This window comes from Kitasatospora sp. NPDC054768, from assembly GCF_053612025.1.
Map to the genome: position 1 here is coordinate 18,254 of NZ_JBSHBN010000126.1, position 8,557 is coordinate 26,810.

Sequence of the window (8,557 nt, forward strand, 5' to 3'; positions counted from 1 at the left end):
ACCGAACGGACCTCGACGCACTCATTGCTTGAGGCGCTGTAGCTGGACTTCTGCCATGCCGATTCAGGCATACGTTTCTTCCAGTTCCTTCTTGATGGATCGGATGAAGTTTCGAGATCCATCTTCAGGGAGAGCTGTGGAGTCAAGACGCGCGAAGATCGCCCGGTACTTGGCGAGGTCCGCTGGAGAGTCGAAGAACAGGGCGCCCTGCGAGACGTCCAACTGGATGGTGTCGAGTTCGGGGACCGGTCCCTCCGCGAACGTGAGGTTCTCTCCGGCGCCGGGAAACGTGTCAACTGCGAAGGGAACGACCCGAACGGAGATTCCGGGCTGCTGGGAGTCTTCGAGCAGGGCGTCAAGCTGGTCCACGAGCACCATCGGCCCACCGAACTGCATCCTCAGTGCGGCTTCGTGGATGAATGCTCGAAACGGTGTCCGGCCGGAACGAATGACCTGTTGCCGCTGGATGCGGAACGCGGTTCGGATGTCGACATCCTTGCGGGGGAGCGGTGGGAAGATCCTCTTGAAAACGGCCGAGGCGTAGCTGGCGGTCTGGAGGGGGCCTGGGATGTATGTGGTGGTGCACATGGAGAGCTTCTCGGCATGGCCTTCGATCTCGGCGACCTCAAGGTAGTCCGAGGTGAGGACCTCGCCATACTCCTCCCACCAGCCCTTTCCCCTCTCCGTGATTATGGCGGTGAGCGCGTCGATCAAGGGTCGGTTGGCGCAGTTGCATGCGGCCGCGATGGTGTGGAGCCGCTCGACGCTGATGCCGATCCGGCCTGACTCCATCTGTGTCACCTGGGCTGGACTCATACCTACGGAACGGCCGAGCTGCGAGCCGCCGAACCCGGCGTGCTCGCGGATTCTTCGCAGTTCGGTCCCAAGCCTGCGTTGACGGAGCGTTGGGTTCGATCGTGGCGGCATGACTTCCTTCCAGGCGTGCGTGTGGCCAGTGTGCCGCGCGTGTCGATCGGCGGTCCACCAGTTACCACCGTAGGGGGAAGAATCCAGGGAGGGTGGAAATTTGGATACTTGTGTGCGCTATGGTCGATCTCACATCGATCCGACGGATCGTCAGTAACGCCTGCTGGCAAGCACCGAAGAGCAGCCACCTCCATCTCCATCGGCCTGGCTCACGGCGACACATGTTCCGCCGGTTCCTCCCTCACTCACGCCTCGGGAGAACTCCCATGCGTCACGTCAACACCCCCACCATCGCCATCGCCCGTCAGACCCTCCGCAACACCATGACCCGCGTCGGCTGGTCCCCCTCCGTCATCTCCGACGCGCAGCTCGCCCTCTGCGAGCTGCTCGTCAACGCCTGGCGCCACGGGGACACCCCCGCCCCGCTCGTCGAGATCATCTCCACCAACGGTTCGCTGCGCGTCTCGGTCACGGACGGGAGCCCGATCCTCCCCACCACCCCGCCGCTCTCCCTGCTCGCGGAGTCCGGCCGGGGCCTGCAGTTGGTCGAGGGCCTCACCCACCGCTGGGGCGTCGACCCCCACGAGCGTGCCAAATCCGTCTGGTTCGAGCTGGACGGCGCCGCGTGATGGCCCGCCGCCACCCGATGCTGCCGACCGACCCCCGGATCCGGCACTACACCGACGCCCACATCAGCACGCTCCTCGCCGAAGTCCAGGACCGGGGGCGGAAGTTCGGCCTGATCTTCCCCTCGGCCGGCACCGACCGGACCATCGACGGCCGCGTCCTCGTCCGCTTCAACACGGCGCCGGCCTCGACCCTCCTCAACCTCCTCGTCCTGCTCCTCGACGCGGAGCGGGACTCCTGGTGAAGTTCCTGATCGGGACGGCCTTCGCCGTCCTCCTCGCCGTCGCGGTCTCCATCGTGGCCCTGGGCGTCGTCAACGCCCTCCGCACGACCCCGCCGCCCGACGAGGACGCCTGACCCCGCCGGCCCCCGCCGCCCACGCGCCGGGGGCTGCGGCACTGCTCCGGGTCGGCCCGGGGTCGATCGGACGGGCGGTTCGTCAGGAAACGCCGGACAAGGCGGAACCGGGCGCCGGTGCTGGTAGCCGCGTCACCTTCGATCGCGAGAATGCGCAAGCCGTGTGACAGGAGAGGCAGCCATGGGCCTAGAGTTCTTCGGAATCGATCCTGAGACCAACGAGGAGGGCTCGCCCACCGTCTGGGCGGACGTGGTTCAGCGTCGACTCGTGATTCAGAGTGACACCGTCACCGGGGCCGAGCTTGCGGAGGTCAGCGGGACCGAGTGGGTTGCCGGTCACCAGGTCGGTGTGCCTGCCCACGAGTCCGTGATCAGCATTCCCGAGCGAATGATCCCCTTCATCAGGAAGGCTTGCGATGCCATCGAACGTGCCGGACTTCAGGAGCCTGCTCCGGGAGACGAAGAAGTCGGCCGTGCATCTGGAGATGCGTGATCAGTACAGCGTCGCCGACGAAGCCGACCAGTTCGCCGCGTGGCAGGTCGGGCACCGGTACTCCCCGGAGGACCGGGACGAGTGGTGGCATCCGTTCCACGACTTCGTGGTGGAGACCATTGCCCGTGGGGTGACCATCCGGCGTGCCCGGATCGTGTCGGAGCCCGTCACCGAGTACATCCGCTACGAGCACTCCCACACGTTCACCAACATCGTGGCCGGTGAGCAGATCCGGTGGCTGCCGCGGGCCCGGGCGCTGGACCTTGCGCTGCCGGGGGCCGACTTCTGGTTGTTCGACAGCCGGATCGTGCGGTTCAACCTGTTCACCGGTGACGGTGAGTGGGCTGACCCCCGGAACGTGATGACGGAGGAGCCGGCCACCGTGGAACTGTGCACGAAGGCCTTCGAGGCCGTATGGGAACGGGCGGTACCCCACGAGGACTTCGCGGTCTGAGCGGCTTCGAACCACCGGGTGGACAGCACATGCCATCGTCGCCTTCGTCCAGTGTCGTCGCAGCGCGCAAGGCCATCGCCGACCAACTGGTCGAGATCCGCAAGGACGCCGGGCTCAAAGGGGGCGAGCTGTCCGCCCTGTGTGGTTGGCATCCGGCCAAGACCTCGCGCATCCAGTCCGGCAAGGCCGCCCCGTCGGAAGACGACATAAGGACCTGGTGCGGTGCCTGCGGGGCCGGCGACCGGATCCCCGACCTGATCGCGGCGTCCCGTGCCGCCGACTCGATGTACCAGGAGTGGAGACGCCGGAACAGCTCCGGCATGAGGCTCGCCCAAGAGAGGGGCATCAGCGACTACGAGCGTACGAGGCTCTTCCGGATCTACGCCTCGAACGTGCTCCCCGGCTTCTTCCAGACCGCCGAGTACGCGACGGCGCTCCTGCAGTCCATCACGGACTTCCAGGGCACTCCGAACGACGTTGCCGCAGCCGTACCGGCGCGTCTGGCGCGGGCGCAGCTCATGTACACGGGGGCGCGACGGTTCGCGGTCCTGATCGAGGAGTGGGTGTTGCGAACCAGGATCGGCAGTGCGGAGGACATGGCCGCTCAGCTCGGTCACCTGCTCACCCTGATGTCGCTGCCGTCCGTCTCCATCGGGATCATCCCGGCCGGGTGCCCGCGTGCGATCTGGCCCCTCGAAGCCTTCTACCTGTTCGATGATCAGCGGGTAGCGGTGGAGACCCTGACCGCGAAGGTCAACGTGCTCCAGCCCAGAGAGATCACGGACTACATCCGGGCCTTCATGGACCTGTCCGGCATGGCTGTGTACGGGGTGAGGGCCAGAGCGCTGATCGCGGCAGCCATTGCCTCCTTGGAGTGATGCTCCGCAAGAAGGCGCAAGTTCGTTGAGCGCGCCGTGCCGGGGCTTCTACGGTCTGTCACGTACCCGCCGCACCATCCCGACCCGAGGGAGGCGAACCATGACCGTATCGACGTTGAGGTCCCCGAACACGGTGCTCGCCAACGCCGTTGAGGACGCCGTGGACGTCCTGCGGCCCCGCATCATGGACTACGACATCGAGAGCATCGGCTTCTCCGTGGGCACGCAGATCAACGGTCATCCGCACCTGGGAACCCACCTCGTCCAGAGCCTCGCCTTCCTCCTGGCGGAGCGGGCTCGCGACGAGTTCGGTATCGACACCACTGTGGACTTCTGCGCGCTCGACAACTCCCCGGCCCAGACCGTCAGGGTCGACGGGCGGCGCTACCAGCGGGCCTACGCCCACGCCCTGAGCGCCGACGAGATCACGGCACTCCTCGCCCGGTACTACCTGCCGCTGTTCGACGCCTGCCGTGCCCGGACGAACGTGCCGTACACGGTCACCACCTACACCCGGCAGCAGGACACCCCGGCGTTCCGAGCCGAGTTCCTGCGGACGTTGGAACTCCTGGACGCGGTCGGCACCTGGCTGTCGCCGAACAGCGGGAGCGCGCACATCCGGCTGCCCTGCCCGGTGTGCGGCTGGGCCGAGAAGTACGCGGGCCGGACTCGGCTGCTGGAACTGGACGAGGCAGGTGGCCTGTTCGAGGCCGCCTGCCTCGAACACGGCCGCTACGAGGCCGATATCACGCCCTTGGGCGGTGGCTACCTGGACCTGGCCACTCTCTACCGCAACGTCGTCAAGGAACGCTCCTACCGGCCCGACGACCGCACCCTGCACGTCATGGTCAAGGGCGGCGACTGGGCCTTCGGATGCCAGCTCGTCGACGGCGCGCACGCCGCCCTCGGCCCGCCCGCCGGGCCCCTGCCCGTCCGGATCTTCACCCCCCAGATCCTCGGCAGCGACGGAGGCAAGCTCTCCAAGAGCCTGCTGCGCGAAGCCGCCGAAGCCGGGCCCGCAGCCCGGGACGACATCACCCCCGCGTGGCTGCTCGACCCCTCGGCCTGGCCCGGCACCCAGGAGGACTACGTCGAGGCGCTGACAGGTCTCGGCGAACTCGTGCTGAGCGACCCCAGGCACTTCTTCCGGTCCTACACCACAACCGCATTGGAAGCCCTGATGAGCACCCGCCGGCCCGCCACGCACAACTCCCAGGCGCAGCGCCCCCGCAACATGCCGATCTACCGGCAGTACTTCGACCTGATCGCCAGCGGCGAGAAGACCGTCGAAGTCCGCGTCGCCTACGAGTCGATGAAGCGGATCAGGGTCGGGGATCGGATCAACTTCACCTGCCGCGAGTCGAGTTGCCTGACCCGGGTCACTCGGATCGGGAAGTACCGCACCTTCGAGGAGATGTTCGGCGCCGAGAACGTGGCGGCCGTCAACCCGAAGGCGACCGAGGCCGAACAGCTCGAAGCGATCCGCGCCATCTTCCCGCCCCACAAGGAAGCTCTGGGCGTGCTCACCTTCGAGATCGAGCGGGTGGACCCCGAATGAGCTCGACCCGCCGCAACGTCCTGGTGATCTGCAAGGGCAACCACTGCCGGTCCCCGATCGCCGCGCTGATCATCGCCGAGCGGTCCGGGGGCGCGCTCGATGTCCGCTCGGCGGGCACCCGGAACTGGCACGTGGGCAAGCCCGCCCACCCGCTCATGATCCAGGCCGCCGCCGGCTTCGGCTACGACCTCACCGGGCACCGCGGGGCCGTCCTCGACCGGCACCTGATCAGTTGGGCGGACGATCTGGTCGCCGTGGACGAGGAGACCGCCGACACCGTCCGGGCCCTCGTAGGCCCGGACCGCCCGGTGCGCGTCCTCGGCTCCGGCATCGCCGACCCCTGGGGCGGCGGCCTGGACGACTTTGTCCGGGCGGTGGCGGAGATCCAGGACGCGGCCCGTCCCTTCTACGTCGCGTAGCCGACCCGGCACCTTCCTGCCGCCCTGCCTTGCCCGTACACCATGCGGGCGGGCGGGACCGCACCTGCCATCCTGCGCACCGGCCACCCGTCCCAAGAGAGCAGGTGAGGGGCGGGGCAGCCCGAACGGCCAGTGGGCATGGCAGCCGGCCGAGACCACCGACGCCATCGCCCACGCCCTCGCCGACCAGCTCCAGAAAGGTTCCGCCGCACATGAGCACACCGGCTGAACTCCGCACCGCTCTGGCCGACAGGCTCGCCGGGAACGGTGCGCTCACCGAACGCGCGTGGGAGAGAGCCGCGAGGGACGTTCCGCGGGAACTCTTCGTCGGAACCCACTTCGCCCCGGTCACCGGCAGCGTCCCGACCGCCTACCGGCCCGTCCGCGAGGGCGAGCCCGGATGGCTGGAGGGCATCTACGACGACCGGACGCTGGTCACCCAACTCGACGGCCGCATCGGGCCCGAGGACACGGCCGGGGAAGCCGTGACCGGTATCCCGTCCTCGTCGTCCACCCTCCCGTCCGTGGTGCTGCGCATGTGGCAGCAACTCGATGCCGAGGCCGGGCACCGCGTGCTGGAGATCGGCACCGGGACCGGGTACTCGACCGCCCTCGGCGCCCACCGCCTCGGGGACGCCAATCTCACCAGTGTCGAGTACGACCCTGCCATCGCGTGGCAGCGGCGGCGGCGCTCAAGGCCGCGGGATTCTCCCCCCGGCTCATCGTCGGGGACGGACTGCGCGGGGACCCGGACGGCGGCCGGTACGACCGGCTCATCGCCACCTGTTCGGTTCGGTACATCCCCCTCCCGTGGCTCCACCAGGTCAAGCCCGGCGGTCGAATCCTGGTCACCCTCTCCGGGTGGAGCTGTGCGAACGCCCTCGCGCTGCTCGACGTCACCGGACCCGGCGAGGCCACCGGCCGGTTCCTCACCGACCAGACCAGCTTCATGATCGCCCGCCCGCACGACCGGCCGCCCCGCCCGACGCTGGACCTGCTGCCCGGCGACGAGTCCCCGACCCGCATCGACCCGGCGACACTCGACGGCTGGACGGGCGGCTGGGTGGCCCAACTCGCCACGCCCGCAGCCATCCGCACGGGTGTGGGGGCCCGGCAGATCCTCTGGGACCTGTCCACCGGATCGCAGGCGCGGACGGCACCCGGCCCCGGCGGCGGGTGGACCGTGACCCAGCGCGGGCCCGTCCGGCTGTGGGACCGGGTCGAGCGCGCGGTCCAGTGCTGGCAGGCGGCCGGCGAGCCGCACCAGGGCGGCTTCGGGATCACCGTGTCGGCGGCCGGACAGCGCGTCTGGCTCGGCACCGAGGACGGCCCGGGCTGGGGCCTGCCGGTGTGAGCCGGGCTGGACCCAACCGGCGCGACCCTGCACCGAGCAATGTTCAACAGCAAGGCTCACGAAGCCATCGCGGCTATGTGGCTCGCCGCCGACGGTCCCGTTCACATCGACGTGCACACCACCCCGGAGAACCCCGCCAAGGGCGAGCCGGAGCACCGGCACATCGATGTGCGGTTCCCCTTCCGGACCGGTGGCGCGGAGCTGGTCGCCCTCCAGGAGGAAGAGGTCACCGGGTACGCAGGGCGGCCCGTCGAGGGCATCGCCGACGAGACGCTGCGGGCCCGATTCCTGGCCGCGCTGTAGCGCTCGACGGCCCCGGCCGTCCGCACCCCGTGCGGGCGGCCGGGACCACCGCGACGCGGGCGGGTGGTCTTCGCCCTGACCCTGACCCTGACCCCTGTGCCCCGGCGTGCCGGGGTGCCGGACACCCCATGGCGCAGGAAGTCGGCCGGTCCGACTTCCTGCGCCGAGCCCGTAGCGTGGGTTACGCGCTGGCGTCCCTGCCGCGCAGGAGGTCCGCGATGCGCGCGTCGACCTGCTCGCGGTCGTAGCCGCGCCACCTGATCCGGAAGGCCGGCACGGGTGGCGGTGGGGCGGCTCGGGACAGGGCGTCGAGGTAGCTGTCGACCTCGGGGCGGTCGTAGCCGCGCCGCACCAGGTCGAAGCCGTGGAACTCCGGTGATGTCGACACCTCGCGGGTCCTCCGATCCGGCCTGCCCGGGGCAGGTCGCTGGGGTCGAGCCCGGTCCGCAGGGCGCACCGACCGGGGTGGCGCGTGAAAGGCGTCAGGCTTCTTGATCTTGTCATATGGATTGCGTCAGGAGTCGCGGGACGGAGAATTCCGATGCCTAGCATCCAACTTCTCCGAGAAGAAGGATGGTTCCGACGTGCCCGAAGCCCCCGACGAGCGGAGGCGGTTCCAGCATCCCGATCGAGCGGCCGCTGTTCCTGAAGCTCTCCAACGGGTTGGGCGCCTCGGCACCCACCGAGACCGCGAGCTGGGGCTCGCCCATCGTGGGCGGGATCCTGGGGTACAAGGGGTCCCGCTGGACCATCAAGCCGCTGGGCGGGGACCGCTACCGGATCGTCAACGACCTCGGGTTCAACCTCACCGAGAACCCCGAGACCTATGTCGCCGAGCAGCAGGCCTGGGGCAACACCTCCAACCAGAAGTGGGAGTTCGTCAGCCTCGGCAACGGCAAGTACCGGATCCAGATCGGCGACGACGACTGCCTCACCCACGACTCCGACTTCAAGCAGCTCGGGGTATGGAGCTGTGAAGGCGGTTGGAAGCAGGAGTGGTCCTTCCAGCTTCTCTGAACGGCAGTCCGGTAACGACTCGTACTGACCGGTTGGTGGCGGTGGTCCCGGCCCGGCCGGGGGCCCCCCCACCGGGGGGGGGGGGGCCCCAGGGGGGGCGGCCCCCCCCGACCTCCCGGGGGGGCGGTGTGCGGGGGGGGGGCCCACGCAACCCGGCCCGCGGCCACGCC

At 69.1% G+C, this 8,557-nt stretch carries 11 protein-coding genes and 1 pseudogene; 10 read left to right on the forward strand and 2 right to left on the reverse strand.

Annotated features, from left to right (window positions below; all coding sequences use genetic code 11):
• Window positions 1-63: 63 nt before the first annotated feature.
• Window positions 64-927, reverse strand: coding sequence for a helix-turn-helix domain-containing protein (locus tag ACWGKU_RS29650; protein WP_401047292.1), 864 nt, complete (start codon window positions 925-927; stop codon window positions 64-66).
• Window positions 928-1,193: 266 nt separating this feature from the next.
• Between ACWGKU_RS29650 and ACWGKU_RS29655 the strand changes: the two genes are divergently transcribed.
• The 9 genes and pseudogenes from ACWGKU_RS29655 (at window position 1,194) to ACWGKU_RS29695 (ending at window position 7,370) form a co-directional block, all read left to right on the forward strand.
• Window positions 1,194-1,556 carry an ATP-binding protein gene (locus tag ACWGKU_RS29655; RefSeq protein WP_452180778.1) on the forward strand — a complete coding sequence of 121 codons (363 nt, stop codon included), beginning with the start codon at window positions 1,194-1,196 and terminating at the stop codon, window positions 1,554-1,556.
• On the forward strand, window positions 1,556-1,798 hold the full coding sequence (locus tag ACWGKU_RS29660) for a hypothetical protein (protein WP_452180777.1): 243 nt from the start codon (window positions 1,556-1,558) through the stop codon (window positions 1,796-1,798). The genes ACWGKU_RS29655 and ACWGKU_RS29660 overlap by 1 nt, the downstream gene beginning before the upstream one ends.
• A 294-nt stretch (window positions 1,799-2,092) precedes the next feature.
• Entirely contained in the window at window positions 2,093-2,404 is a 312-nt protein-coding gene (locus tag ACWGKU_RS29665) for a hypothetical protein (RefSeq protein WP_452180776.1), read from the forward strand.
• Entirely contained in the window at window positions 2,328-2,858 is a 531-nt protein-coding gene (locus ACWGKU_RS29670) for a DUF6879 family protein (RefSeq protein WP_452180775.1), read from the forward strand. The genes ACWGKU_RS29665 and ACWGKU_RS29670 overlap by 77 nt, the downstream gene beginning before the upstream one ends.
• 29 nt (window positions 2,859-2,887) lie before the next feature.
• Entirely contained in the window at window positions 2,888-3,736 is an 849-nt protein-coding gene (locus ACWGKU_RS29675; RefSeq protein WP_452180774.1) for a helix-turn-helix domain-containing protein, read from the forward strand.
• A 100-nt stretch (window positions 3,737-3,836) separates the two neighbouring features.
• On the forward strand, window positions 3,837-5,294 hold the full coding sequence (locus tag ACWGKU_RS29680; RefSeq protein WP_452180773.1) for an ASCH domain-containing protein: 1,458 nt from the start codon (window positions 3,837-3,839) through the stop codon (window positions 5,292-5,294).
• Complete coding sequence (locus ACWGKU_RS29685) at window positions 5,291-5,713, forward strand: arsenate-mycothiol transferase ArsC (RefSeq protein ID WP_452180772.1); 423 nt, start codon at window positions 5,291-5,293, stop codon at window positions 5,711-5,713. Before ACWGKU_RS29680 ends, ACWGKU_RS29685 begins: the two co-directional genes overlap by 4 nt.
• A gap of 212 nt (window positions 5,714-5,925) precedes the next feature.
• A pseudogene (gene tgmC / locus ACWGKU_RS29690) lies at window positions 5,926-7,067 on the forward strand (ATP-grasp peptide maturase system methyltransferase).
• A 75-nt stretch (window positions 7,068-7,142) separates the two neighbouring features.
• Entirely contained in the window at window positions 7,143-7,370 is a 228-nt protein-coding gene (locus tag ACWGKU_RS29695; RefSeq protein WP_452180771.1) for a hypothetical protein, read from the forward strand.
• Window positions 7,371-7,551: 181 nt separating this feature from the next.
• Here the strand turns inward: ACWGKU_RS29695 and ACWGKU_RS29700 are convergent, their stop codons facing one another.
• Window positions 7,552-7,758, reverse strand: a complete 207-nt coding sequence (locus tag ACWGKU_RS29700; protein ID WP_452180770.1) for a DivIVA domain-containing protein — start codon at window positions 7,756-7,758, stop codon at window positions 7,552-7,554.
• Window positions 7,759-7,943: 185 nt separating this feature from the next.
• Between ACWGKU_RS29700 and ACWGKU_RS29705 the strand changes: the two genes are divergently transcribed.
• On the forward strand, window positions 7,944-8,387 hold the full coding sequence (locus tag ACWGKU_RS29705; protein WP_452180769.1) for an RICIN domain-containing protein: 444 nt from the start codon (window positions 7,944-7,946) through the stop codon (window positions 8,385-8,387).
• Window positions 8,388-8,557: the final 170 nt, after the last annotated feature.

Excerpts from the sequence above, each read along its gene's own strand:
- ACWGKU_RS29655 (WP_452180778.1), top strand. The coding sequence starts at position 1,194 with ATGCGTCACGTCAACACCCCCACCATCGCCATCGCCCGTCAGACCCTC.
- ACWGKU_RS29660 (WP_452180777.1), top strand. The coding sequence starts at position 1,556 with ATGGCCCGCCGCCACCCGATGCTGCCGACCGACCCCCGGATCCGGCAC.
- ACWGKU_RS29675 (WP_452180774.1), top strand. The coding sequence starts at position 2,888 with ATGCCATCGTCGCCTTCGTCCAGTGTCGTCGCAGCGCGCAAGGCCATC.
- ACWGKU_RS29685 (WP_452180772.1), top strand. The coding sequence starts at position 5,291 with ATGAGCTCGACCCGCCGCAACGTCCTGGTGATCTGCAAGGGCAACCAC.
- ACWGKU_RS29695 (WP_452180771.1), top strand. The coding sequence starts at position 7,143 with ATGTGGCTCGCCGCCGACGGTCCCGTTCACATCGACGTGCACACCACC.
- ACWGKU_RS29670 (WP_452180775.1), top strand. The coding sequence starts at position 2,328 with ATGCCATCGAACGTGCCGGACTTCAGGAGCCTGCTCCGGGAGACGAAG.
- ACWGKU_RS29665 (WP_452180776.1), top strand. The coding sequence starts at position 2,093 with ATGGGCCTAGAGTTCTTCGGAATCGATCCTGAGACCAACGAGGAGGGC.
- ACWGKU_RS29705 (WP_452180769.1), top strand. The coding sequence starts at position 7,944 with ATGGTTCCGACGTGCCCGAAGCCCCCGACGAGCGGAGGCGGTTCCAGC.
- ACWGKU_RS29650 (WP_401047292.1), bottom strand. The coding sequence starts at position 927 with ATGCCGCCACGATCGAACCCAACGCTCCGTCAACGCAGGCTTGGGACC.
- ACWGKU_RS29680 (WP_452180773.1), top strand. The coding sequence starts at position 3,837 with ATGACCGTATCGACGTTGAGGTCCCCGAACACGGTGCTCGCCAACGCC.